Below are 24384 nucleotides of genomic sequence, written 5' to 3'. Positions count from 1 at the left end.
GCACCGCGCCGCCCCGCCCCCGCGCCGCCCTGCCCCGCCCTGGCCGCCCCCGTATCGCGCCGCCCTGCCCTGCCCCCGCGCGGACGGCTGTCGAGTGCCGGCTGGCGAGCCAAAATCGGCCCATTCTGGTTCGCCAACCGGCACTCGTGCCGTGGCCGGTGCGGGCCGACGTGCCGTGGCCGGTGCGGGCCGGCGCGCCGCGGTGCGGTTCACCCGGGGGACATCTGCGAGGGCTAGCGTCGGGCCATGCGCATCCTGCACCTGACCGACACGCATCTCTTCGCCGATCCCGCCGCCCGGCACTACGACCGCATCGCCACCGCCGATGCGCTGCGGGCGGTGCTCGAGAACCTCTCCGGGCTGCGGGGCGTGGACCTCGTGGTGCACTCGGGGGACGCCTCCGAGGACGGCAGCGTCGCCAGCTACCGCCTGCTGCACGAGATGCTGGACCCGTTCGCCGCGCGGCTCGGGGCGAAGCTCGTGGTCGCCATGGGCAACCATGACGTCCCCGCCGCCTACGCGCAGGTCGCCGGGCCCGGCGACCACGCCGCGCCCTACCAGGACCGGGTGGTCACCACCGGCGACGGGGCGCGGGCGGTGGTGCTGGACACGAGCGTCCCCGGCGCCGGCTACGGCCATCTCGACACCGTGCAGCTGGACTGGCTGCGCCGGATCCTCGCGGTGCCGGCCCGCCGCGGCACCGTGCTGGTGCTGCACCACCCGCCGCTGGCGGCGGCCACCCCCCTGCTGCGCGCCCTGGACCTCGACGGGCTGGACGAGCTCTCCGCCGCGATCGAGGGCACGGACGTGCGCGTGATCCTCTCGGGCCACTACCACCACGCCCTCGACGGCCGGCTGGGCTCGGTGCCCGTGCACGTGGCGCCGGGGGTGACGAACGTGGTCGACCCGCTGGGCGCGGATCAGCACGAGCGCGCCCTCGCGCTCTCGGGGGCGAGCCTGGTGGAGTTCGACGGGCGCAGCGCGCAGTCGGCGCCGCGGATCACCACCTCCGTCTGGCCGAACGCGGGGGACCTCCCGGCCGACGGCGACCCCGGGCAGCGGCTCGCGCCGGTCTACGACTTCGACGAGGAGGCGGTGCGCGGCATCGTCGAGGCCGCCGGGCGCCGACACGTTTAGCACTCGTCTTGCGCGAGTGCCAAGGCGGTCCTAGAGTTGTCCCCGTTGGCAGTCACCTGGCCCGAGTGCCAGAGCTGCCAGACGGGTCCCCACCCGGTCGGCACCGCGACGACGACCGCTCCGGGGATCCGAACCCGGAACTCTCAGAGTCATTCATCGAAGAAGGAGTGGATCCGCATGTCGGTCTCCATCAAGCCCCTCGAGGATCGTGTCGTCGTCAAGCCGCTCGAGGCAGAGCAGACCACGGCCTCCGGCCTGGTCATCCCGGACACCGCGAAGGAGAAGCCCCAGGAGGGCGAGGTCGTCGCCGTGGGCGAGGGCCGCTTCGACGACAAGGGCCAGCGCGTCCCGATGGACGTCAAGGTCGGCGACAAGGTCGTCTTCTCCAAGTACGGCGGCACCGAGCTGAAGTACGGCGGCGAGGAGTTCCTCATCCTGGGCTCCCGCGACATCCTCGCGATCGTCGAGGCCTGAGCCCATGGCGAAGGAGATCATCTACGACGAGGAGGCGCGCCGCGCCCTCGAGCGGGGCGTCGACCACCTCGCGAACACCGTCAAGGTGACGCTCGGCCCCAAGGGCCGCAACGTCGTCCTGGACAAGAAGTGGGGCGCCCCCACGATCACCAACGACGGCGTCACCATCGCCCGGGAGATCGAGCTCGAGGATCCGTTCGAGAACCTCGGCGCCCAGCTGACCAAGGAGGTGGCCACCAAGACGAACGACGTCGCCGGTGACGGCACCACCACCGCCACCGTGCTGGCCCAGGCGCTCGTGCACGAGGGCCTGCGCAACGTCACCTCCGGCGCCGCCCCGGCCGCCCTCAAGCGCGGCTTCGAGGCCGCCGTCGAGGCCGTCTCCGCCAAGCTCGGCGAGATCGCCATCGAGGTCGACGGCAAGGAGCAGATCGCGAACGTCGCGTCCGTCTCCAGCCAGGACCGCGAGATCGGCGAGCTCCTCGCCGAGGCCTTCGACAAGGTCGGCAAGGACGGCGTCATCACCGTGGAGGAGTCCTCCACCACGGCGATGGAGCTGGACTTCACCGAGGGCATGCAGTTCGACAAGGGCTACATCTCCCCGCACTTCGTCACCGACGCGGACCGCCAGGAGGTCGTGCTCGAGGACGCCTACGTGCTGCTGAACCAGGGCAAGATCTCCGCCGTGGCGGACATCCTGCCGCTGCTGGAGAAGGTCGTCGAGTCCGGCAAGCCGCTGTTCGTCATCGCGGAGGACGTCGACGGCGAGGCGCTGTCCACGCTCGTCGTGAACAAGCTGCGCGGCACCTTCAAGGGCGCGGCCGTCAAGGCCCCCGCCTTCGGCGACCGCCGCAAGGCCATGCTGCAGGACATCGCGGTGCTCACCGGCGCCCAGGTCGTCACGGCCGATCTCGGCCTGGACCTGAAGACCGTCGGCACCGATGTGCTCGGCCACGCCGGCCGCGTCGTCATCACCAAGGACACCACCACCATCGTGGGCGGCGCCGGTGACGACGAGGCCGTCTCGGACCGGGTCGCGCAGATCCGCTCCGAGATCGCCGCGACCGACTCCGACTGGGACCGCGAGAAGCTCCAGGAGCGCCTCGCCAAGCTCGCCGGCGGCGTGTCCGTCATCAAGGTGGGCGCCCACACGGAGGTCGAGCTCAAGGAGAAGAAGATGCGCATCGAGGACGCGGTCTCCGCGACTCGTGCGGCCATCGAGGAGGGCATCGTGGCCGGTGGCGGCAGCGCCATCGTCCAGGCGGCCTCCGTCCTCGAGGGCGACCTCGGGCTCACCGGTGACGAGGCCGTCGGCGTCCGCGCCGTGGCCAAGGCCCTGGCCCAGCCGCTGCGCTGGATCGCGGAGAACGCCGGCCTCGAGGGCTTCGTCGTCGTCGAGAAGGTCAAGGGCGAGCAGGTCGGCCACGGCCTCGACGCCGCGACCGGCGAGTACGTCGACCTCGTCGCCGCGGGCATCATCGATCCGGTCAAGGTCACCCGGTCGGCGCTGCGCAACGCGGCCTCGATCGCGACCCTGGTCCTGACGACCGAGACGCTCGTCGTCGAGAAGAAGGACGACGAGGAGGCCTGATCCTCGCGCCCCCGGGGATCCGATCCCCGGATCGCAGGGCGGGCGGTACGACCGAGGTCGTGCCGCCCGCCCTGCGTGCATCCCGCCCGTCCGACCGGCGGCGCCTGGCGCCTCCCGGACGGGCGAGCGGCCTACTATGACGTCGTCGCAGTCCACACAGGAGGGGAGGGGATCCGTGAGCCGACCAGGCCGCCGTGACAGCTCGCCCGTCGCGCAGTCCACCCGGATCTTCGGGCCGCCCGCCCCCGCGGTGATCGGCACCGTCCTCGCATCCTTCGTGTTCGTCATCGTCCTCGAGTTCCTCGTGCTCATCAGCTTCGTGGGCCAGCGCCTGTGGAACCACCCGCTGATGCTCCACGACCTCGTGTTCACCCTGCCGCTGCTTGGGTGGGTGCTCGTGCTGGCCGCGAGCATCGTGATGGTCGCGCGGATCGTCACCACCTGGCTGCAGCTGACCGACGTCGGCGTGGACGTGCACGGCCTGTTCCGCCGCAGCATCACCATGACCTGGGCCGAGGTGGGCCGCGTCGTCGCGGTGCAGCAGATCGACCGCGGGGCCTCCCCGGCGGAGATGCTCGAGCGCTCCGGCTCCCCCTACGACGGGGTCTTCGTGCTGGACCGCGGAGGGCGGCGCCTGGTCAACGTCTCCGGGCGCTTCTTCGGCTTCGGCGCCCAGCATGCCATGGTCGAGCGGGCCCGCGCCGCCGGGGTGGAGGTGCGCGACATCGAGCTCATCACGCCCCGCGAGCTGCACGCCCTGGAGCCCCATGCGCTTTCCTTCATCGACCGCCACCCCCACCTCGTGCTGCTGGGCCTGGCGGCCTTCTACGTCGCGCACAACGTGCTGACCTTCGTCATCTGGGGCCTGTGAGCGAGGGCTCCGGGCCCGGCGGGCCCGCCGCGGGCGCCGGGCGCGCCCCGGACGCCGGCCACCCCGCATCGGGTGCCGACCACCCCGCATCCGGTGCCGACCAGCCCGCCCCGGGGGCCCGCCCGGGCCGCGCCGCCCGGCGCCGCCTGCGGCGTCCCACCCCGCCGCTGCCGCAGCGCGAGGGGCTGGACCCCCTGCGGGTGCGGCTCGAGGCCGGCGGACGGGCCCTCGACGCGCTCGCCGCGCGGCTGCCCGCCCTGCGCGACCCGGCGGCCACCGACCTCGCGCTGCGCTTCGCCCGCGGGGAGATCGTCCGGGGCTCCGGGCGCCCGGTCGCGGCCGATGAGGAGCTCGCCCCCGGCACCGAGCTGTGGCTGCACCGCGAGCTCGCCCCCGAGCACGTCCCCGAGGTCGCGCTGCCGATCCTCCTGCACGACGAGCACCTGCTGGTCCTGGACAAGCCCCACGACATGGCGACCATGCCCCGCGGCGCGCACATCCGCTCCAGCGCCCTGGTGCGGCTGCGGCGCCTCACCGGGATCGAGACCCTCACGCCGCTGCACCGCCTGGACCGACGCACCGCAGGCGTGCTCGCCTTCGGCATCCGCCCCGAGGAGCGGGCCGCCTACCAGAGCCTCTTCGCGCGCGGCGAGGTCGAGAAGGAGTACCGCGCACGCGTCCAGGAGCCGCCCGCGCAGGACGGGCCGCCCGCGCAAGACGGACCGGCCGCTCAGGACGGACCGCCCGCGCAGGACGGGCCGAGCTGGGCGCCGGGGGAGGCCTTCACCCTGCGCGACCGGCTCGTGCGGCGCCGCGGCGCGCTGCAGACGCAGGTCGTGCCCGGCGAGCCCAACGCCCTCACGCACGTGCGGGTGCTGGGCTCCGCGCCGGGGGTGCGGGACCTCGCCCTCATGCCGCGCACCGGGCGCACCCATCAGCTGCGCGTGCAGCTGGCCCATCGCGGCGCCCCGATCCTGGGCGACGACCTCTACCCGCAGGTGCGGGCCCTCGGCCCCGAGGACCCGGTGCTGCACCTGCTGGCCCTGCGCCTGGCGTTCCGCGACCCGATCACGGGCGCCCCGCGCGAGCTGATCAGCGGCCGCCGCGTACCCTGAGGGCGTGATGGTGGACGAGGACGGCGCGCCGGGCGCCCTGGAGGAGGCCGCGCCCTCCCCGCGCCGCACCCGCGACGGCCTCGTGCTGGTGGGCCCGAGCATCCGCGCGCGATACCTCCCCGGAGCGCTCATCGGCCTGCCGATGGTCTCCCTGCTGCTGGCCCCCTTCGTCGCGGCCGGCCTCGAGCAGTGGCGCGACGCCCGCGTCGCCGCCGGCGCGGGCGGACCCCTGGTGAGGCTGCTCGAGCCGATGGCCGCGCAGATGCTGCTGGGCTGGCTGCTGCTGTGGGCGCTGCTGGCGCTGTGGGCGCTGGTGCCGATGATCGCCACCCATCGGGTGGTGCTGCTGGACGAGGCCGCCGGCACCGTCCGCCTGCGGCGCGGGCTGCGCACGGGGGAGCCGGTGCCCGTGTCCGAGGTCGTCTACGCCGTGGGCGAGGCCGAGCGCGGGTACGAGGCGCTGATCGGCATCGGCGCCCCGGAGCGGCCCGAGGACCAGGCCGCCCGGCAGTGGCGGATCCCGAACATCGGCTGGGACGACGCCGGCTTCGACGGGCTGCGCGCCCTGCAGTCCGCGGCCGGGCTGCGTGCCGCCCCGCCCCGCCCCGTGCTGCTGGCCGAGGCCCGGCGCCGCCGCCGCGCGGACGCGCACCAGGAGATGGCCCAGCGCATCGGCATGCCCTGGCGGGAGGAGTACGCGCACGACGAGGCGGCCTTCCAGCGCGACTTCGACCACGCCCGCCGGGTGCTCGGCGGCAAGGAGCCGCCCTCGGGGGGCGGCGGCTGAGCAGCCGTCGGCGCGCCGGCGCGCCCGGGGCCGCTCCCGGGGCGGACCGGTGTGCCCGCCATCGGCCGAGGAGCCCGCCCGCCCGCCGGTGCGCCGCCGGGGTGTCCGGTGCCACGTCCCCCGAGGCTGATCGGGGCGCCGCCCCGCGGGTAGCATCGGTGCATGACGAGTGCGGATCCGTTCGGTTTCATCGGCCTGACCTACGACGACGTCCTCCTGCTGCCGGGAGAGACCGACGTCATCCCCTCCGAGGCGGACACGACCAGTCGCCTCACCAAGGAGATCTCCCTGCGCGTGCCGCTCGCGAGCGCCGCCATGGACACCGTCACCGAGGCGCGCATGGCCATCGCCATGGCCCGCCACGGCGGCATCGGCATCCTCCACCGCAACCTCTCCATCGAGGACCAGGCCCATGAGGTCGACCTCGTCAAGCGCACCCAGACGGGCCGCATCACCAACCCGGTGACCATCGGCCCCGAGGCCACCCTCGAGGACTTCGACTCCGTCTGCGGCCAGTTCCGCGTCTCCGGCCTCCCCGTGGTCGACGCGGAGGGCACGCTGCTGGGCATCTGCACCAACCGCGACCTGCGCTTCATCCCCGTCGCCGAGTGGGCGAGCACCCGCGTGGGCGACGTGATGACCTCCCAGCCGCTGTTCACCGCCCCGTCGGACGTCTCCTCCGAGGAGGCCACGGCCCTGCTGCGCCGCAACAAGCGCGAGCGCCTGCCGCTGGTGGACGCCGACGGCAAGCTCACCGGCCTGATCACGGTGAAGGACTTCGTGAAGTCCGAGCAGTTCCCCGACGCCTCCAAGGACGGCCAGGGCCGTCTGCTGGTGGGTGCGGGCGTCGGATTCTTCGGCGATTCGATCGACCGCGCCGGGGCCCTGCGCGACGCGGGCGTGGACGTGCTCGTGGTCGACACCGCCAACGGCCATGCCCGCCTCGCCCTGGAGATGATCGCCCGCATCAAGGGCGACTCCTACTTCCGCGGCGTCCAGGTGATCGGCGGCAACGTCGCCACCCGGGCCGGTGCCCAGGCGCTGGTGGACGCGGGCGCGGACGCCGTGAAGGTCGGCGTCGGCCCCGGCTCGATCTGCACCACCCGCGTGGTCGCCGGCGTCGGCGTGCCGCAGATCACCGCGATCCATGAGGCCGCCCAGGCCTGCGGCCCCGCGGGCGTCCCGCTGATCGGCGACGGCGGCCTGCAGTACTCCGGCGATATCGCCAAGGCCCTCGTGGCCGGCGCGGACACCGTCATGGTCGGCTCGCTGCTCGCGGGGACCGAGGAGTCCCCGGGCGAGGTCGTGCTGGTCAACGGCAAGCAGTTCAAGTCCTACCGCGGCATGGGCTCGCTGGGGGCGATGGCCTCGCGCGGCAAGAAGTCCTTCTCCAAGGACCGCTACTTCCAGGCCGATGTCTCCAGCGACGACAAGATCGTCCCCGAGGGCATCGAGGGCCGCGTCTCCTACCGCGGTCCGCTGGCCGGCGTGGTCCACCAGATGGTCGGCGGCCTCGCCCAGTCGATGTTCTACGTCGGCGCGCACACCGTCCCGGAGCTCAAGGAGAAGGGCCGTTTCGTGCGCATCACCGCGGCCGGCCTCAAGGAGTCCCACCCCCACGACCTCGCCGCGATCGTCGAGGCCCCGAACTACTCCGCGCGCTGACCGGCCCCGGCGCCGCCCGCTGACCCGCCAGGGCCCCGGGCCCGAGCGGAGCTCCCGCCCGCCGCCGATCGATCCCGGCTGCGAACACGAAAGGCGGTCTCAGAGCCGCGAGCCAGGCGATTGCCTGGCTCGAGGCTCTGAGGCCGCCGTCCGTGCACAGGCGATCCCGTGTCGCGGGAGAGACGGCGCGGCCCCGGCCCCCGCGTTGTGGATGACGGACCAGGCCTGTCCGTGATCGCACCTACCCTGGAGGCATGAGCATCGCACCGCCGGCCTGGACCTCCGCACCCCTGCTGGGCTTCGACACCGAGACGACCGGGACGGACGTCGCGACGGACCGGATCGTCACCGCGGCCCTGGTCCATTCGGTGGGCCCCGGGCGGGAGAACGAAACGGTCGCCACCTGGCTGATCGACCCGGGGGTCCCGATCCCGGAGCAGGCCGCACGGATCCACGGGATCAGCACCGAGCACGCCCGCGAGCACGGCGCGGCCCCCGGCCCCGCGCTCGACGAGGTCGCCGGGATGCTGGCCGATGCCCTGTCCCGGGACGTGCCGCTGGTCGCCTTCAACGGCAGCTTCGACGTGGCGATCCTCGAGAACGAGCTGCGCCGGCTGGGCCTTCCGACCCTCGCCGAGCGTCTGGGCCGGCAGATCGCCCCGATGATCGACCCGCTGGTCCTGGACCGTGGCCTGGACCGCTACCGCAAGGGCAAGCGCACCCTCACCGACCTCCTCGAGGTCTACGGCATCCACCAGGACGGCCGCCTGCACACGGCGGACGTCGACGTCTCCGCCACCCTGGACGTGCTGCGCGCGCAGGTGACGAAGTTCGACGCCCTCGGCGCGATGCCTCTCGCGGAGCTGCACCAGCAGCAGATGACCTGGCACCGCGACTGGGCGGAGAACTTCAACAAGTTCCTCTCCAGCCGGGGTCGCACGCCCGATGTGCCGCTGGACTGGCCGATCGCCGACGTCGCCGTTCCCGCGCCGGTAGACTGACCCGGTGATGAGCGAGATCGAGATCGGCCGCAACAAGCGGGGACGACGCAGCTACAGCTTCGACGACGTGGCAGTGGTCCCCTCCCGCCGCACCCGCGACCCGGAGGACGTCTCCACCGCGTGGCAGGTGGACGCCTACCACTTCGACATCCCGATCTTCGCTGCGCCGATGGACTCCCTCATGTCCCCGGCCACGGCGATCGAGCTGGGCCGCCACGGCGGGCTGGGCGTGCTGGACCTCGAGGGCCTGTGGACCCGGCACGAGGACCCGACCGCCCAGCTGGAGCGGATCGCGAACGCCTCCGAGGGCGAGGTCGTGCAGGTCCTGCGGGACGCCTACGCCGCGCCGGTGCAGCCCGAGCTGATCACCGCGCGCATCGGCGAGCTGCGGGAAGCCGGCGTGACGGCGGCCGGGGCCCTGTCCCCGCAGCGCACCCAGGAGCACTGGCGCACCGTGGTCGACGCCGGCGTGGACCTCTTCTTCATCCGCGGGACGACGGTCTCGGCGGAGCACGTCTCCAGCGACCGCGAGCCGCTGAACCTCAAGCGGTTCATCTACGAGCTGGACGTCCCCGTCATCGTCGGCGGCTGCGCGACCTACACGGCGGCCCTGCACCTCATGCGCACCGGCGCGGCCGGCGTGCTCGTCGGCTTCGGCGGCGGCGCCTCCCACACCACCCGCGAGACCCTCGGCATCCAGGTGCCGCTGGCCACGGCGGTGGCCGATGTCGCGGCCGCGCGCCGGGACTACATGGACGAGTCCGGCGGCCGGTACGTGCACGTCATCGCCGACGGCGGCCTGGGCCGCTCCGGGGACCTCGTCAAGGCGATCGCCTGCGGCGCCGACGGCCTCATGGTCGGGGCGGCGCTCGCCCGCGCCGAGGAGGCCCCCGGCGCCGGCCACCACTGGGGCAGCGAGGCCCACCATCCCGTGCTGCCCCGCGGGCACCGCGTCGAGGTTGGCACGGTCGCCCCGCTCGAGCAGATCCTCTACGGGCCCGGCCTGAACGCCGAGGGAACCACCAACCTCGTCGGGGCGCTGCGGCACGCCATGGCCACGACGGGCTACCTGGACCTCAAGGAGTTCCAGCGCGTCGAGGTCGTCGTCACCACCTGAGGCAGCGATGACGCGCCCCCGCCGCGCCGCGGCCCCCGGCCGGACCGCCACCGTGATCCTCGGATCGGTGGCGCTGGCGGTGAGCATCCCGCTGCTGTACCTGCCCACGAGCTCCGGATGGTCGCTCGCGGAGATGATCCTCCTGCAGGCGGGTCGTCGGCTGGAGACCGTGCTCAACGGGGAGCTGGCCGGGATCCTGTCCCGGCAGGGGAGCATCGTCCTGATCGTCGTACTGGTCGTGCTCCTGTTCGCCATACCCCTCGCGCGGCTGCGCGGCCGCGCCGCCGAGGCCACCGCGGAGGCCACCCGGCGTCAGCGCCGGCTGCGGGAGCGGCGACGCCAGGAGCGGCGGCGGGACCGCGACGGGGAGCGGCGGCGCGGCGGCGCCGGCCCAGGCGCCCTCTCCGCGCAGGAGAGCGCGCCCGTGCCGGAGAGCCTCGCCCGCGGGCTGCACCTCCCTGGGACGGGCGGCGACGTCCCCGTGCTGCATCGGACGACCGAGCAGCTGCGCGCCCTCGCCGCCCAGCACCAGATGCCGTGGCGTCCCGAGTACGCGACCCCCGGCGGTGCCCGCGCGCTGCTGGAGATCCTGCTGCTGCGCGGAGCGGACATCGGCGGGCCCGGAGACGTCCCCGAGCCCGCACCGGAGCCCGGTCCGGCGCCCGCCGCCGGCATTTCTCCCGCCCCGGGGTCTTCCCGTGCCGCGGACTCCGCTCCTGCCTCGGACACTCCTCCTGCCCCGGAAGCCGCTCCTGCAACTGAATCCGGCCTCGACCTCGGCTCTGCCGCCGCTCTCGCGGCGACTCCCGCCCCGGACTCCGCTGCGGCCGATGCCCCGCAGGGTCCCGACGCCGCGCCGTCCCCGGGGGCCGGGGCGAGCACGGCGTCCGGGGCGAGCACGGCGTCCGGCTCGGCCTCCCTCGGCTCGGTGTACACCTCGACCACGCTCTACGAATCCTCGAGCTACGCCTCCTCCGCGAGCCCGCCCGCCGACGCGGCCGCAGCGGGCTCTGGCGAGACCGCGGACACGGATGCGGACGAGATGGGGGAGGAGCGATGAGCGGCATCGCACGTGCTGCGGTCTCGCTGCTGCTCGCCGTGGTCCTGGCCGGCGCGATCCTGCTGGACTTCGTGCCCTGGGTCCTCGAGCCCCGGATGATCCCCTACATCCTTCCCCATCTGCTGCAGCCCTCCACCGGGTTCCTCAGCCTCGTGCTGGTGCTGTTCCTGGTCATCTGGCTGCCGCTGGGGCTGCCCGGCGCCCGGCTCGCCGCAGCGCTCCGGCCGGACGGGAGCGCCGCCCAGGGGTCGCGGCCCGATCTGCCGTCCCGACCGGACGCCGGGGAGGGGAGGGCGAGCATGCGCTCCGGCTCGGCCGCCGAGCACGCCGCACAGGAGGTCGAGGCGAGCGAGGCGGAGACCCCCTGGATCCGGGTCTCGTCGGGCTTCCCCTCCGCGTCCCCCGGGCAGGATCCCCGGGCGGCGGAGGATCGACCCCGGGAGGTCCCCGCGGGCGCCTGCGAGATCCCGCTGGATGCCGTGACGACGATGGATGCGCGCCGGCGCCACGAGATGGCCCGCGCCCTGGACATCTCGTGGGACGGCCGCCTCGCCCGCGACGACGAGGCATGGCTGCGCGCCTGCGCCGGGGGTCTGCAGCGCGCCCGACGACGCCACCGCTGACCGCCGCCCGCCTGCCACGCTCCTGCCCCCTCGGGCCTTGCCCCGCGCGCGGATCGCGCGCATGCTGGTTCTGACACCGCGTCATCACCCTCGTGGTGGCGCACGGCAGGAGGAGCCATGCACAGCACCGCAGGTCCCGCACCGGACGCGCCGTTCTCCGAGCGTCTGCGCACGCAGACGCGGGCCGAGCACGAGGCCGCCGAGCAGAGCGGGTTCATCGGCGCGCTGCTGGGCGGGCGCCGGGACGAGGCCGACTACTGGCGGCTGGTCGCCCAGTACCTGCCGATCTACGAGGCGCTCGAGGACGCGATCTCCGCGGCGGCCGCACGGGACCCCCTCGCCGCCGCCTTCCACGACCCGCGGCTGGCGCGTGCCGAGGCGATCCGGGCGGACCTTGCCGCACGGTTCGGGCCGCGGCCCCGGGTCGACCCGCCGCTCGAGGTCACCTCCCGGTATGCGCGGCGCCTCGCCGGCGCCCCGGTGCCCGCGCTGCTGGCGCACCACTATCTGCGCTACCTCGGCGACCTCTCCGGCGGGCAGGCGATCGGGGCCCTGGTGGCGCGCCATTACGGGGTGCCGCCCGAGCAGGGCCGGCTGTGGGACTTCTCCGCGCTCGGCTCGCCGAAGCGGTACAAGGACGCCTACCGCGAGCGCCTGGACGGCATCGTGGATCCGGCCGTGCAGGCCGCGTTCCTGGCCGAGGCGAAGGAGGGCTACCGCCTGGCGGCGGAGCTGTTCGACGCGCTCGAGCGCTGAGCCCCCGGCCGGTCAGGACCGGATCAGGGCGATGATCCCCCAGATCAGCAGGACCAGCGAGACGAGGCCGAGGCCGATCGGGATGACGAACCCGATCCCCAGGCCGATGAGGGTGCCGGCCATCCCCATCTCGGTGTAGGCGACCGCGGAGACGCCCGTGCATTCGACCGTGACCTCGCCGCTCGCCGCGCGGACGTCGTAGATCTCGACGTAGTCGACGCCGTCGATCTCGCCGGCGGTGTACGTGTTGAGCTCTCGCTCCAGGCTGGCGCCCGTGGCGGTGCATTCGGCGGTCGCGGCCTCCGACGCCGGGACGGCGATCGAATGCACGCTCATGGTGTCGGCGGTGAAGGTGCCGCCCGAGGGGCCCAGCGGGATGGCGCCCTCGCCGGTCCCCACCGTGATCGTCGCCGCGATGATGCCGGCGAGCACCGGCATCACCACCAGGCCGATCGCGTTCGCGATCAGGCCGAGCGCCCCGAAGATCGTGCGCTTGATGCCCTTGCGCTTGCGCGGTGCGCCGTACCCGGGGCCCGACGGGGCTCCGTAGCCGCTGCCTGCCGGGGACCCGTAGCCGGCGCCGGCCGGGACGAACTGGCTCGGGGCGCCCGGAGCGCTGGAGGCGGAGGAGCCGTAGGACGGGGCGCCGTAGTCCGGGCCGGCCGAGGGCGCCGAGCCGTAGCCCGACCCGCCGGGCGCCGGGGACGACCCGTACGGGCCGGGCCCCTGGGTACCGCCGGACGTGCCGCCGCTGTACGGGTCGACGTAGCTCATGGTGGGTCCCCTCCCTCAGGTGCCCCGCTGCGAGGCAGTACGACAGAGATATCAGGAAGCGGGCCGCCCCGCGACCTCGGCCGCCTGGCGGGCGATCGCACGCTCCTCGTCGGTGGGCACGACCAGCACCGCGACGGCGGACTCGGGGGCGGAGATGAGCCGCGCCTCCTTGGACCGCACGGCGTTCGCGTCCTCGTCCAGGACGATCCCGAACGCCTCGAGCCCCTCGAGCGCGCGCCGCCGCACCAGGGCGGCGTTCTCCCCGATCCCGGCGGTGAAGGTGATCGCGTCGATCCCGCCGAGCGCGAAGGCGTAGGAGCCGATGTACTTGCGCAGCCGGTGCACGTAGACGTCCAGGGCGAGGGCGGCCTGGTCGTCCCCCGCCTCGACGGCGGCCTCGATGTCGCGGAAGTCGCTCATGCCGCACAGCCCCTGCATCCCGGAGCGCTTGTTGAGGATGGTGTCGACCTCGGCGGGGGAGAGGTTCCCCTGGCGCTGCAGATGGACGTACACCGAGGGGTCGATGTCTCCCGTGCGCGTGCCCATCACCAGTCCCTCCAGCGGGGTCAGACCCATGGAGGTGTCGAGGGGCCGGCCGCCGCGCACCGCCGAGGCGGAGGCGCCGTTGCCCAGGTGCAGCACGATCTGGCGCAGGTCCGAGACGTCCCGGCCTCGGGCCGCCAGCAGGGCGCTCACGGTCTCGGAGACGTAGCGGTGGCTGGTGCCGTGGGCGCCGTAGCGGCGGATCCGATACTCCGCGGCGATCTCGCGATTCAGGGCGTAGGTCGCGCTGGCGGCGGGCAGGCCGGTGAAGAAGGCGGTGTCGAACACGGCCACGTGCGGGACATGGGGCAGCAGGGCGCGGGCCCCGTCGATCCCGTCGACGGCCGCGTAGTTGTGCAGCGGGGCGAGGGCGCCGAGGTCCTCGATCTGCTCGCGCACCCACGAGTCGATCAGGGTGGGCTCGGAGAACCGCGCCCCGCCCTGGACGACGCGGTGGCCGACCGCGATGATGCGGTCGTCCTGCAGCGCGATGCCGACCTCGGAGAACAGCCGCTCGACCACGCGCATGGCCTCGACATGGTCGGGGACCTCCGTCTCGACAGACGTCTCGCGGCCCTCGGCCCCGCCCGTCTCGATGCTCGCGCGGCCGGTGCTCTGGCCGATGCGCTCGACGATCCCGGAGGCATGGACCTCGCCGGTCCCGGGCGTGACCAGCTGGAACTTCAGGGAGGAGGAGCCGGAGTTGATGACGAGGACGCGGGCGGCGTCGGCTGCAGGTGCGGGCATGGGTTCCTCGGAGGGTCGGAGGCGGGCGGGGGAGGCGAGGCGGCGGGCGGATCAGGCGCCGGCGGGCTGGGACTGCGCCTGGATCGCGGTGATGATCACCGTGTTGATGATGTCGTCGACCAGCGCGCCGCGCGAGAGGTCGTTGACCGGCTTGTTCAGGCCCTGCAGCACGGGGCCGATGGCGATCGCGCCGGCGGAGCGCTGCACCGCTTTGTAGGTGTTGTTGCCCGTGTTCAGGTCCGGGAACACGAAGACCGTGGCCCGGCCGGCGACCGCGGAGTCGGGCAGCTTGGTCTTGGCGACCGAGGCGTCCACCGCGGCGTCGTACTGGATGGGGCCCTCGACGCTGAGCTCCGGATGGTGGGCGCGCACGGCCTCGGTGGCCTCGCGGACCTTGTCCACATCGGCCCCGGAGCCGGAGGAGCCGGTCGAGTAGGACAGCATCGCCACCCGCGGCTCGATCCCGAACTGCACGGCCGTCGCCGCGGACTGCGCGGCGATGTCGGCCAGCTGCTCGGCGCTCGGGTCGGGGTTCACGGCGCAGTCCCCGTACACCAGCACCCGGTCCTGCAGCGCCATGAGGAACACGGAGGAGACGATCTTCGCGTCGGGCCGGGTCTTGATGATCTCGAAGCTGGGGCGGATGGTGTGGGCGGTCGAGTGCACGGCGCCGGAGACCATGCCGTCGGCCTCGCCCATCTGCACCATCATCGTGCCGAAGTAGGAGACGTCCTGGATGCGCTCGCGGGCCTGCTCCAGGGTGACGCCCTTCTTGGCGCGCAGGCGGGCGTACTCCGCGGCGTACTTCTCCAGCAGCTCCGGGTCCTGCGGGGAGACCACCGTCGCCTCGGAGATGTCGTGGCCCAGCAGCGCCGCCTTCGCCCGGATCGCGTTCTCGTCGCCCAGCAGGATGAGGTCCGCGACGCCGCGGGCGAGGATCGACTCGGCGGCGGCGAGGATGCGCGGCTCGTCGCCCTCGGGCAGCACGATCCGCTTCTTCTCGCCGCGGGCGCGGGCCAGCAGCTCGAACTCGAACATCATCGGCGTGACCACGTCGGAGCGGGAGACGTCGATGCGCTCCAGCAGCGCCTCCAGCGGCAGGTGCTCGCTGGCGGCGCGGCGGGCGGCATCGACCTTCTGGGCGCTGTCCGCGGTCAGGCGGCTGGAGGTGCCGGCGATCTTCACGGCGGCGTCGAAGGTCGAGTGCTCGGTGGCGATCACCGGCAGGTCCTGGCCGAGCCCCTCGACGAGGTCGGTGATCTCCTGGGGGATCTCGTAGCCGCCGGTGAGCACGATCGAGGACAGCGCCGGATGGGCGCCGGACTGCTGGGCCATGAACAGGCCCGGCAGCAGGTCGTAGCGGTCCCCGGGGGCGACGACCGTGCAGTTCTCGCTGAGGCGCCGCAGCACGTTGGGCAGGCTCATCGCCGCGACCACCGTGCCCAGGGACACGCGGCCCAGCCATTCGGTGCTGCCCTGGACCAGGGTGCCCTCCACGGCCTCCTGGATGGCGGCGACCGTCGGCGCCATGATCACGGGGTTCTCCGGCACGGCCGCGACGATCATGCCTTCGCCGAGCTTGGCGGAGACGGCGCCGCGGATGTCCTCGAGGGCGTCGGCCGCGGAGCGGTTGACGATCAGGGCGATCGGGGCGGCGTGGTGGGAGGAGAACTCGCCGACGGACACCACGGCGAGGCCGGCGATCTCCTCGGGGCGGCGCTCGAGGCCGGAGACGACGATGACGACGGGGGCGCCGAGGTTCGCGGCGACCTCCGCGTTGAAGGCGAGCTCGGTGGGGTTGGCGACGGAGTCGTAGTCCGAGCCCAGCACCACCAGCACGGCGTAGCGCTCGGCCAGGGCGTGGTAGCGGCGCAGGATCGCCTCGTGCGCGGCCTCCGGGTCGGCCAGGGCCGCCTGGGAGTCGACGCCGAGCGCCTCCTCGTAGTCCTGGCTGACGGCCGGATGGGCGATGAGCAGCTCGACCGCCTCGTCCCGCCCGGCGCCGGCCTTGTACACCGGTCTGAAGACGCCCACGCGGTCCGACCGCGCGGCGAGCGCCTCGAGGAGTCCGAACGCGACGGTGGACTTCCCGGTCAATCCCTCAGGGCTGGCGACATACACACTCTGGCACTGGGTCACGCGATTCAGGATAGATGTCCGATCCGTGCAGAACCGGGGAGTCCGCAGAGGTCGGACGGATCCCGCGGCGGGCCGCCGGCTCCGTGCGGCGGCGATGCGCCCGCGGGCGGCCGATGGCCGGTCCCCGCGGACCGCCGATGGCCGGTGAGGTATCGGACACGAGCGGCGCGCCCTCCCAGGGCGGCTCCGTACCATGCAGGCCATGCTCCGCACCGCCCTGCGCCCCCGCTTCCTCGGGCTCCTCGCCCTGATGGTCGCGGCGACCCTGGTGTGCGGACTGCTGGCCACCTGGCAGTGGGACCGGGCGCATCGGGCGATCACCAGCCGATCCGAGCCCACCGATCCGGCCGTGGCCCTCGAGGACGCGCTGCTGCTGGGCGAGCCCGTCACCAACGAGCGCGCCGGGGATCCGGTGGTGGCCCGCGGCACCTTCGATCCCGCCGAGCAGATCCTCGTGCCCGGGCGCCGCATCGACGGCCAGGAGGCCGTGATCGTGGTGAGCGCCCTGCACGTCGTCCAGCCGGACGGCGGCGAGGCCCGCCTGCCCGTGGCGCGCGGCTGGATGCCCGCGGCCGATGCCACCGGTCCCGACGGCGAGGTCGACCCGGCCCTCGCCCCGGCGGTCCCGGCGGGGGAGATCGAGGTGACCGGGCTGCTCGAGGCGAGCGAGGCCGCCACCGACGGCGTCTCCGGGCACGTCGCCCAGGAGATCGCGACCCCGCTGCTGGTCAACGAGTGGGGCGAGCCGATGTACTCCGGCTATCTCGCCCAGACCTCCGCGGCCGATGGGCTCTCGCCGATGCCCGCCGCGCAGTCCGCCTTCTCCCGCGGACTGGACTGGCAGAACATCGGCTACGCCGCCCAGTGGGTGCTGTTCGGCGGCTTCTTCCTGTACCTGTGGTGGCGCTCCGTGCGCACCGCGTATCTTGACCAGCGGGCCGATGAGCGCGCCCGCCTCGAGGCGAGCCTGCAGCCCGCGGACGGCCCGGCCGCCCCGGGTCCGACCGCATCGGCCCCGACCGCATCGGATCCGGCCGCATCGGGCCCGGCCGCATCGGACCCCGATGCCTTGGCCCCGACCCCTCAGAACCCGAACGACCCGAAGGACGTGACTGGTGTCGACCCCGACTCCGCGACCACTCGATGAGGTCGCGATCCGCGCCTCGTTCGCCCGCTACCGCTTCGCGTCCTTCGCCGAGGGCATCGCCCTGCTGGTGCTGGTGTCGATCATGGTGATGCGCTACGGCGTCTACCACGGCGAGGGGCTGTTCACCTCGACCTCCCACACCTGGGAGACCATCTCGCAGACCTGGTCGCCCATCCACGGCGTGATCTACATGGTCTACGTGGTCCTGTCCTTCGACCTGTGGATGCGCATGCGGTGGTCCCTGCCGCGGATGCTGCTGCTCATGCTGTTCGGCGTGGTGCCGGTGCTCTCCTTCTTCGGCGAGCGCTGGACCCACCAGAAGATGGAGAGCGACCTCCGCCAGCGCCCCACGCTGCAGGACGAGGAGCACCCGCGGCGCTGAGCCGGGACGTCGGGCCCGCCGACCGCGCCGTCGTGCGGCCGCGGGACCACCGTGCGGCCGCGGGACCAGGGTTCGTGCGGTCGGCGTGTGCTGCGGGAGAGGTCCTGGCGGCGTTCGAGAAATTGCACGGTTCTGTACCATGTGAATCGATTCAGGTGGTACGGAACCGTGCAATTTCTGGAGTGCCCCGCGAAGGCATCCGGGGACGGCGCGATTTCTCGAGTGCCCCGCGCAGGCATCCGGGCCCGGCGACGACGCCACCGTCCCGCCCGGCGATCCGCCGATGCCGCGACCCGGTGAGCCGGGCGCCGGCTGCCGGCCGCCGCCGCCGTGCCGGCCCGGGACAGCACCCCGTCGGGTACCGCCCATCTCACGTCGCCCCGCGGGGCTCGACGGGCGTGTCGGCCCTAGGATGGTGGGCGTGAGCACAGCCGAGAACACCGACGCCGACCCGGTCCTCGTCGTCGACTTCGGGGCCCAGTACGCGCAGCTGATCGCGCGCCGGGTCCGCGAGGCCGACGTCTACTCCGAGGTCGTGCCGCACACGATGCCCGTCCAGGAGATCCTCGCGCGCAAGCCGCTGGCGATCATCCTCTCCGGCGGCCCCTCCTCCGTGTACGAGCCGGGCGCCCCCCGCCTGGACCCCGCACTCCTCGAGGCCGGCGTCCCGGTCCTGGGCCTGTGCTACGGATTCCAGTCCATCGCCGCCGCCCTCGGCGGCACCGCCGCGGAGACCGGTGTGCGCGAGTACGGCGCGACGCGCCTGTCGGCCCTGGACAGCGCCTCCGTGCTGCTGGACGGCCAGGACCTCGAGCAGAACGTGTGGATGAGCCACGGCGACTGCGTCACCGAGGCGCCCGCCGGCTTCCGCGTCATCGCGACCTCCTCCGCGAGCCCCGTCGCCGCCTTCGAGGATCCCGAGCGCCGCATCTACGGCGTGCAGTGGCACCCCGAGGTCGGCCACTCCGACCGCGGCCAGGAGGTGCTGCGCAACTTCCTGTACCGCGGCGCCGGCATCGAGCCGTCGTGGACCACCGGCAACGTCATCGACGAGCAGGTCACCCGCATCCGCGAGCAGATCGGCGAGGGCACCGCGATCTGCGGCCTCTCCGGCGGCGTGGACTCCGCCGTCGCCGCCGCGCTCGTGCAGCGCGCCATCGGCGACCGTCTCACCTGCGTGTACGTCGACCACGGCCTCATGCGCCAGGACGAGTCCGCGCAGATCGAGAAGGCCTTCGGCGAGTCGACCGGCGGTGCCAAGCTCGTCGTCGTCGATGCCGAGGAGCAGTTCCTCACCGCGCTGGCCGGCGTCACCGATCCGGAGCAGAAGCGCAAGATCATCGGCCGCGAGTTCATCCGCACCTTCGAACAGGCGCAGGCCGACATCCTCCGCGCCAGCGGCGTCATCGACGCCGAGGGCCATGCCGAGGCGAAGGCGTTCCTGGTCCAGGGCACCCTGTACCCCGACGTGGTCGAGTCCGGCGGCGGCGAGGGCGCGGCCAACATCAAGAGCCACCACAACGTCGGCGGCCTGCCCGAGGACCTCTCCTTCGAGCTGGTCGAGCCGCTGCGCACCCTGTTCAAGGACGAGGTCCGCGCCGTCGGCCACGAGCTGGGCCTGCCCGACGAGATCGTCTGGCGCCAGCCGTTCCCCGGCCCCGGGCTGGGCATCCGCATCATCGGCGAGGTCACCAAGGACCGCCTGGACATCCTCCGCGCGGCCGATGCGATCGCCCGCGAGGAGCTCACCGCCGCCGGTCTGGACCGCGAGATCTGGCAGTGCCCCGTGGTGCTGCTGGCCGAGGTCCGCTCCGTGGGCGTGCAGGGCGACGGCCGCACCTACGGCCACCCCGTCGTGCTGCGCCCCGTCACCAGCGACGACGCCATGACCGCGGACTGGGCCAAGGTGCCCTACGAGGTCCTGGGCCGCATCTCCACCCGCATCACCAACGAGGTCCGCGAGATCAACCGCGTCACCCTCGACGTCACGAGCAAGCCCCCGGGCACCATCGAGTGGGAGTGATCCCCGGGCGGCGCTGATCGTCGCCTCCCCGCGCGCTGCGCGGGCACGGAAGGGCCTGTGAGGGCCGGTCACCGGGCGATGACCCGGCGAGCGGCCCCCACAGGCCCTTCCGCGTCTGTTCGAAGGACGCGTGGGCGCGGCTGCTGCACATCGCGCGGGCGATCCCGGCCTCCACGCGAGGCCGGCGGCGGCGTCACCAGGGGACGGGGCCTTCGGCGTCGGTGAAGGTGCCGGTGTCCTCGGCGCGGATCGCCCGCAGCAGTACGCGGGCGGCGTCCTCGGGCTCGAGCGGCGCCTGGGCGCGGCTCATCGGCGTCAGGTCGGTGCGCACGAACCCGGGGCACACCGCGACGACGCCGATCCCGGATTCCGAGAGCGTCTTCGACAGGCCGACGGTCAGGCTGTTCAGCGCGGCCTTGGACGCCTGGTAGGCCGGGATCACCGTGCCGAAGTACGGCGAGGCCGGATCCAGCTGGTCCTGCAGCGAGCCCATGCGCGAGGAGACGTTGACGATGCGCCCGCCCGGGGCCTCCCGCAGCAGGGGCAGGAAGGCGTCGATCATCGCCGCGGCCCCGAGGACGTTCGTGGCGAAGGTGCGGCGCACCATCGCGGGGTCCACGGCGGCCGCCGGGTCGGCATCGGTCGCCTCCGGCAGGATGCCGGCGTTGTTCACGAGCACGTCGAGGTGGCCGGCCGACGCGGCGACGGCGCTCGCGGCCGCGGCGACGCTGTCCTCGTCGGTCACGTCCAGCACCAGGCCGGTCACGCGGCCGCGCCCGTCCCCGGGCGAGCTGCCGAGCTCGCGGACGGCGGCGTCGACCCCGGCGGCGTCGCGGCCGGTGACGATGACGTCCTCGCCCTCGGTGAGGAGCAGTTGGGCCAGGGCGCGGCCGATGCCGCGGGTGGAACCGGTGATGAGTGCGGTGGACATGTCCGACCTCCAGGCTGGGGGATGCTGTGCCTCCAGCATCCGGGGCCAGGACCGGCAGGACCAGCGGGAATCGGACAACTCAGCCGGGGTGATGGCGGGCGGCCCTCAGGGGGCGATGATCGTCCGCAGCTGCGGTCCGGGGCCCGCGATCAGGGCCGTCGGCCCCGCGCTCGCGCGGCCCGGCCCGACCCGGCCCGGCCCGATCCGGCCCGACCCGCCTCCGCCGGGAGGTCATTCTCCGTCGCTTGAACGCTCCTTCAAGCGACGGGGAATGACCTCCACGGCGCGTGGCGGGGCGAGCGGGAGGTCGCGGCGCGTGGTGGGGCGAGCGGGAGGTCACGGCGCGTCCCGGCGCGAGGTGGGGCGAGGGAGGCGGCACGTGTGCGGAGGCTCCGGGCGCTGGAGTGTCCGGCGCCCGGGTCACTTCTCCGGGGGCTCGAGCAGGCGGGAGGGGTGGGCCTCGGCGGAGGCGTGCCAGGACTGGGTGCGGGCGAAGGTCTCCCAGCCCATGGAGGTGTACATGCCGTCGGCGCGGGTGGGGGAGTCGGCGTCGACCTCGAGGTCGATGTGGGTGCGGCCGCGCTCGGCGGCATCGGCGATCGCGGCGTGCAGCAGCGCCTTGGCGATGCCGTGCCCGCGGGCGGAGCGGTGCACGCCGAGGTACTCGAGATAGGTGCCCTCGCCGCGGTCCGCGCGCGCCGGGACCGCGGCGGCGACCAGGCCGCCGGCGGGCAGGCGGCGGCCGTCGCGTTCGATCTCCGCGATCCACCAGTGGTCCCAGTCCGCTTTCTCGGGGTTCTCGATGAGGCGCTGGACGAACTCGGCGAAGGACTCCCGGTAGGAGTTGAAGTGGTCCTGGAAGGAGTCCTCGAGCATGCGGTGCACGGTGCGGACGTCCTGGGCGACGGGGAGCCCGGAGGGGTGGCGGTGGACGCGGCGCACGCGCACGCCCTCGCGGGGCGCGGGGAGGCCGGTGACCTCGCCCGGGTGGACAGGCCGGCGCATGTGCAGCCAGGTGCGCACCATCGAGTAGCCGTTCGCGGCGAGGATGCGGCCGCGGTCCCGGTCGGCCTCGGCGGCATCGGCCGAGAGCTGGGTGGAGGGCAGTCCGCGGTGGCGGGCGAAGGACCCGCCGACCTCCTGGGCCCAGTCCAGCAGGGCCCCGGCCAGCTCCTCGCGCTGCGGTGCACCGGCGGCGATCACCCACTGCACGTTGGTGCGACCGGCGGCGCGGTCCTCGAGGGAGATCCAGCCGATGGGCGGGCGGTCGGTGGTGGGGCGGCCGTCGGCCCGGACCGGGACCACCACCACCTGCCGGCGGGACCAGGACTTCAGGCCCACCAGACGCGACCGCAGCCCGGGGCGCTGGGCCGAGGCGTCGGGGGTATGGCGGTGCAGGTCCGCGGTGACCAGATCGCACAGGGGCTCCACGTCCGACTCCAGCGGGAGGCGGGTGGTGAGCCGCTCGGAGAGTCCGGGCGGCATGGTCGGCGGGAAATGGTCGGTGAGGGGCACGGAGCCATCGTGCCACGTCCCGGGGCGCAGGGTCCGGGAACGAGTACGGCCGGCGCATCGGACCCCCCGGGTGGGGAGTCGATGCGCCGGCCGGGACGGGACGCCCCGTCCGTCCTCGGGGCGTCCCGGCGGCCCTCGGCGTGCCGAGGGGCGGCGTCTCAGCGCTGCGGGGGCGCCTCCGGGCTCTCGGCCCGGTGCGTGGGGCCCGCGGTCGCGGAGCTCGACACGGCGGTCGCGCCGGCGCGTTCGGCATCGGAGGCCTCGTGCGCATCGGCGGCCTCGTGGGCCTCGGGCGTCTCGGTGCCGGTGCCCGCGAGCTCGGCGGCCGCATCGGCCCCCGGGGCGGTGGCGGGCTCGTCGGCGCTGTGCAGGGTGTCGCGCAGCGGCACCTGCTTGATGAACAGCGACAGCACGAGCGCGGCGATCACGAAGGGCAGGGCCGTGAGGAAGACGTGGTGCATGGCCTCGCCCATCCCCATGCGGATCGGGTCGACGAGGAAGGAGGGCAGCTTCTCGAGGGCGGCCGGGTCCAGCACCGCGGCCTCGAGGGAGGAGGCGTCCAGGGCGCCGCCGGAGGACATCTGCGCCATGGCGGCGAGGTCGTCGGCCGGGAGGGACTGGATCTGCTTCTCGATCGCGCTGGACATCTGCGCGGTCATCACGGTGCCCAGCACCGCGGTGCCGATCGTCGATCCGAGGTTGCGGAAGAACTGGATGGCGGCGGTGGCCACGCCGAGCTCCCGCTGGGCCACCACGTTCTGCACGACCAGCGTGTAGACCTGCATCGACAGCCCCAGCCCCAGGCCGATCACGATCATGGCCAGGGTCAGGTGCCACTGGGTGTCTCCGTACTGGAGGCGGGAGAGCAGCCAGTAGCCGGTCACCAGCACCAGGCCGCCGGCGATGAGGAAGACCTTGTAGGTGCCCAGACGCGTGATGAGCAGGCCCACCACGATGGAGGTGAGGATCATCGCCACCGACAGCGGGATGAGGATCGCGCCGGAGTTGGTGGCGGAGACCCCCAGCACGCCCTGGGCGTAGACCGGGATGTAGATGATGGCGCCGAACATGGCCACGGCGATCGCGAAGGACGCCGCGACGGAGAGGGCGACGATGGGGCGCAGCAGCAGGTGCAGGGGCAGCAGCGGCTCGGACACGCGGGTCTCGACCACGACGAACGCGGCGATGAACAGCGCGGCGACGACGTACATGCCGATGATCACCGGGGAGTCCCAGGCGTAGGAGTTGCCGCCCCAGGTGGTGGCCAGCAGGCCGATCACGAGGCCGGGCGTCAGGGTGAGCATGCCGAGGTAGTCGACCTTGCCCTGCTGGTTGGCGGTCTTCAGGTGCAGGAAGCGCAGGATGAAGACGAAGGCGGCCACGCCGATGGGCAGGGTGAGGTAGAACAGCCAGCGCCAGCCGAGGTTGTCGGTGACGGTGCCGCCGATGAGCGGGCCCACGACGCTGGTCACGCCGAAGACGGCGCCCATGATGCCCTGGTACTTGCCGCGCTGCCGGGGCGGGATGATGTCGCCGATGATCGTCTGGGACAGCGGCATGAGGGTGCCCATGCCCAGGCCCTGCACGGCGCGCGCGAAGACGAGGAACCAGAAGCCCTGGGCGAGGCCGGCGAGGATCGAGCCGATCATGAACACGGCCAGGCCCCCGAGGTAGAACCAGCGGCGGCCGTAGAGGTCCGAGAGCTTGCCGACGATCGGCACCGCGACGGCGGAGACGAGCATGGCGGCGGTGGCGATCCAGCTGTAGTGCTCGACGCCGCCGAGCTCGGCGACGATGCGCGGCATGGCCGGGCCGACGATGGTCTGGGAGAGGGAGGCGACGAACATGCCGAGCATGAGGCCGACGAAGACGAGCTTGCCCTCACGGTCGAGCCCGGTGAAGGGTGCGGGGGCGGCGGCGCCTGCGGTCGGCGCCTGGGACGGACTGGTGCTCACGGAGCTCCTCGGGGGCGATGGTGGACGGATT

The 24384-nt window shown here is 73.5% G+C and carries 21 protein-coding genes; 15 read left to right on the top strand and 6 right to left on the bottom strand.

The annotated features are described in order from the left end of the window. Positions 1-246: 246 nt before the first annotated feature. The 12 genes from ABD234_RS09110 to ABD234_RS09055 all read left to right on the top strand — a co-directional run bounded on the left by ABD234_RS09110 (position 247) and on the right by ABD234_RS09055 (position 12197). A complete protein-coding gene (locus tag ABD234_RS09110; protein ID WP_038371221.1) occupies positions 247-1137 on the top strand; it encodes a metallophosphoesterase in 891 nt (296 codons plus the stop codon). Positions 1138-1314: 177 nt separating this feature from the next. Then, the gene (groES, locus tag ABD234_RS09105) at positions 1315-1611 is read left to right on the top strand and encodes a co-chaperone GroES (protein ID WP_038371222.1); all 297 of its coding nucleotides are present in this window, start codon (positions 1315-1317) and stop codon (positions 1609-1611) included. 4 nt (positions 1612-1615) lie between these two features. Beyond that, positions 1616-3202 carry a chaperonin GroEL gene (gene groL / locus ABD234_RS09100; RefSeq protein ID WP_038371223.1) on the top strand — a complete coding sequence of 529 codons (1587 nt, stop codon included), beginning with the start codon at positions 1616-1618 and terminating at the stop codon, positions 3200-3202. Between the two features lie 175 nt (positions 3203-3377). Then, positions 3378-4073: a hypothetical protein gene (locus ABD234_RS09095; RefSeq protein WP_038371225.1), complete on the top strand. Its 696-nt coding sequence runs from the start codon at positions 3378-3380 to the stop codon at positions 4071-4073. Next, entirely contained in the window at positions 4070-5188 is a 1119-nt protein-coding gene (locus ABD234_RS09090; RefSeq protein ID WP_232226212.1) for a pseudouridine synthase, read from the top strand. The genes ABD234_RS09095 and ABD234_RS09090 overlap by 4 nt, the downstream gene beginning before the upstream one ends. 7 nt (positions 5189-5195) lie before the next feature. Beyond that, the gene (locus tag ABD234_RS09085; RefSeq protein WP_084148302.1) at positions 5196-5975 is read left to right on the top strand and encodes a hypothetical protein; all 780 of its coding nucleotides are present in this window, start codon (positions 5196-5198) and stop codon (positions 5973-5975) included. Between the two features lie 162 nt (positions 5976-6137). Next, positions 6138-7640, top strand: a complete 1503-nt coding sequence (guaB, locus tag ABD234_RS09080; protein ID WP_038371227.1) for an IMP dehydrogenase — start codon at positions 6138-6140, stop codon at positions 7638-7640. A gap of 254 nt (positions 7641-7894) precedes the next feature. Further along, complete coding sequence (locus ABD234_RS09075) at positions 7895-8641, top strand: exonuclease domain-containing protein (RefSeq protein WP_038371228.1); 747 nt, start codon at positions 7895-7897, stop codon at positions 8639-8641. Between the two features lie 7 nt (positions 8642-8648). After that, the gene (locus ABD234_RS09070; protein WP_198025363.1) at positions 8649-9758 is read left to right on the top strand and encodes a GuaB3 family IMP dehydrogenase-related protein; all 1110 of its coding nucleotides are present in this window, start codon (positions 8649-8651) and stop codon (positions 9756-9758) included. Positions 9759-9765: 7 nt separating this feature from the next. Further along, positions 9766-10818 (top strand): hypothetical protein, encoded by a 1053-nt coding sequence (locus ABD234_RS09065; RefSeq protein WP_038371231.1) that lies wholly within the window; start codon positions 9766-9768, stop codon positions 10816-10818. Then, on the top strand, positions 10815-11441 hold the full coding sequence (locus ABD234_RS09060; RefSeq protein ID WP_038371233.1) for a hypothetical protein: 627 nt from the start codon (positions 10815-10817) through the stop codon (positions 11439-11441). The genes ABD234_RS09065 and ABD234_RS09060 overlap by 4 nt, the downstream gene beginning before the upstream one ends. Positions 11442-11558: 117 nt before the next feature. After that, on the top strand, positions 11559-12197 hold the full coding sequence (locus tag ABD234_RS09055) for a biliverdin-producing heme oxygenase (protein WP_038371234.1): 639 nt from the start codon (positions 11559-11561) through the stop codon (positions 12195-12197). 12 nt (positions 12198-12209) lie between these two features. On the opposite strand, the gene ABD234_RS09050 is transcribed toward ABD234_RS09055, so the two are convergent. The 3 genes from ABD234_RS09050 to pta are packed head-to-tail and all read right to left on the bottom strand — an operon-like array spanning position 12210 to position 16400. Continuing rightward, a complete protein-coding gene (locus ABD234_RS09050) occupies positions 12210-12971 on the bottom strand; it encodes a hypothetical protein (protein ID WP_051486584.1) in 762 nt (253 codons plus the stop codon). 51 nt (positions 12972-13022) lie between these two features. Beyond that, entirely contained in the window at positions 13023-14261 is a 1239-nt protein-coding gene (locus ABD234_RS09045; RefSeq protein WP_038371235.1) for an acetate kinase, read from the bottom strand. A gap of 51 nt (positions 14262-14312) precedes the next feature. After that, a complete protein-coding gene (pta, locus tag ABD234_RS09040; protein WP_232226213.1) occupies positions 14313-16400 on the bottom strand; it encodes a phosphate acetyltransferase in 2088 nt (695 codons plus the stop codon). Positions 16401-16602: 202 nt separating this feature from the next. Here pta and ABD234_RS09035 point away from each other — a divergent pair, with 202 nt between their 5' ends. From ABD234_RS09035 to guaA, 3 genes are all read left to right on the top strand, one after another. After that, a complete protein-coding gene (locus ABD234_RS09035) occupies positions 16603-17547 on the top strand; it encodes an SURF1 family protein (protein WP_051486616.1) in 945 nt (314 codons plus the stop codon). After that, positions 17516-17929, top strand: a complete 414-nt coding sequence (locus tag ABD234_RS09030; RefSeq protein ID WP_038371237.1) for a DUF3817 domain-containing protein — start codon at positions 17516-17518, stop codon at positions 17927-17929. The genes ABD234_RS09035 and ABD234_RS09030 overlap by 32 nt, the downstream gene beginning before the upstream one ends. A gap of 412 nt (positions 17930-18341) precedes the next feature. Then, positions 18342-19952 (top strand): glutamine-hydrolyzing GMP synthase, encoded by a 1611-nt coding sequence (gene guaA / locus ABD234_RS09025; RefSeq protein WP_051486585.1) that lies wholly within the window; start codon positions 18342-18344, stop codon positions 19950-19952. Between the two features lie 193 nt (positions 19953-20145). Here guaA and ABD234_RS09020 read toward each other — a convergent pair whose 3' ends face one another. The 3 genes from ABD234_RS09020 to ABD234_RS09010 form a co-directional block, all read right to left on the bottom strand. Then, positions 20146-20883 carry an SDR family NAD(P)-dependent oxidoreductase gene (locus tag ABD234_RS09020; protein WP_038371241.1) on the bottom strand — a complete coding sequence of 246 codons (738 nt, stop codon included), beginning with the start codon at positions 20881-20883 and terminating at the stop codon, positions 20146-20148. A gap of 420 nt (positions 20884-21303) precedes the next feature. Next, a complete protein-coding gene (locus ABD234_RS09015; RefSeq protein WP_344355380.1) occupies positions 21304-22398 on the bottom strand; it encodes a GNAT family N-acetyltransferase in 1095 nt (364 codons plus the stop codon). Positions 22399-22556: 158 nt separating this feature from the next. After that, the gene (locus tag ABD234_RS09010) at positions 22557-24353 is read right to left on the bottom strand and encodes an MDR family MFS transporter (RefSeq protein WP_084148304.1); all 1797 of its coding nucleotides are present in this window, start codon (positions 24351-24353) and stop codon (positions 22557-22559) included. Positions 24354-24384: the final 31 nt, after the last annotated feature.

This window comes from Brachybacterium phenoliresistens, from assembly GCF_039530785.1.
Classification (GTDB): Bacteria; Actinomycetota; Actinomycetes; order Actinomycetales; family Dermabacteraceae; genus Brachybacterium; species Brachybacterium phenoliresistens.
Note: the sequence above shows the minus strand (reverse complement) of the source record. Positions and strands in the feature narration are given on the sequence as shown.

Excerpts from the sequence above, each read along its gene's own strand:
- guaB (WP_038371227.1), top strand. The coding sequence starts at position 6,138 with ATGACGAGTGCGGATCCGTTCGGTTTCATCGGCCTGACCTACGACGAC.
- groL (WP_038371223.1), top strand. The coding sequence starts at position 1,616 with ATGGCGAAGGAGATCATCTACGACGAGGAGGCGCGCCGCGCCCTCGAG.
- ABD234_RS09020 (WP_038371241.1), bottom strand. The coding sequence starts at position 20,883 with ATGTCCACCGCACTCATCACCGGTTCCACCCGCGGCATCGGCCGCGCC.
- ABD234_RS09075 (WP_038371228.1), top strand. The coding sequence starts at position 7,895 with ATGAGCATCGCACCGCCGGCCTGGACCTCCGCACCCCTGCTGGGCTTC.
- ABD234_RS09045 (WP_038371235.1), bottom strand. The coding sequence starts at position 14,261 with ATGCCCGCACCTGCAGCCGACGCCGCCCGCGTCCTCGTCATCAACTCC.
- guaA (WP_051486585.1), top strand. The coding sequence starts at position 18,342 with ATGGTGGGCGTGAGCACAGCCGAGAACACCGACGCCGACCCGGTCCTC.
- ABD234_RS09060 (WP_038371233.1), top strand. The coding sequence starts at position 10,815 with ATGAGCGGCATCGCACGTGCTGCGGTCTCGCTGCTGCTCGCCGTGGTC.
- ABD234_RS09035 (WP_051486616.1), top strand. The coding sequence starts at position 16,603 with ATGCTCCGCACCGCCCTGCGCCCCCGCTTCCTCGGGCTCCTCGCCCTG.
- ABD234_RS09070 (WP_198025363.1), top strand. The coding sequence starts at position 8,649 with ATGAGCGAGATCGAGATCGGCCGCAACAAGCGGGGACGACGCAGCTAC.
- groES (WP_038371222.1), top strand. The coding sequence starts at position 1,315 with ATGTCGGTCTCCATCAAGCCCCTCGAGGATCGTGTCGTCGTCAAGCCG.
- ABD234_RS09050 (WP_051486584.1), bottom strand. The coding sequence starts at position 12,971 with ATGAGCTACGTCGACCCGTACAGCGGCGGCACGTCCGGCGGTACCCAG.
- ABD234_RS09110 (WP_038371221.1), top strand. The coding sequence starts at position 247 with ATGCGCATCCTGCACCTGACCGACACGCATCTCTTCGCCGATCCCGCC.
- ABD234_RS09065 (WP_038371231.1), top strand. The coding sequence starts at position 9,766 with ATGACGCGCCCCCGCCGCGCCGCGGCCCCCGGCCGGACCGCCACCGTG.
- ABD234_RS09085 (WP_084148302.1), top strand. The coding sequence starts at position 5,196 with ATGGTGGACGAGGACGGCGCGCCGGGCGCCCTGGAGGAGGCCGCGCCC.
- ABD234_RS09055 (WP_038371234.1), top strand. The coding sequence starts at position 11,559 with ATGCACAGCACCGCAGGTCCCGCACCGGACGCGCCGTTCTCCGAGCGT.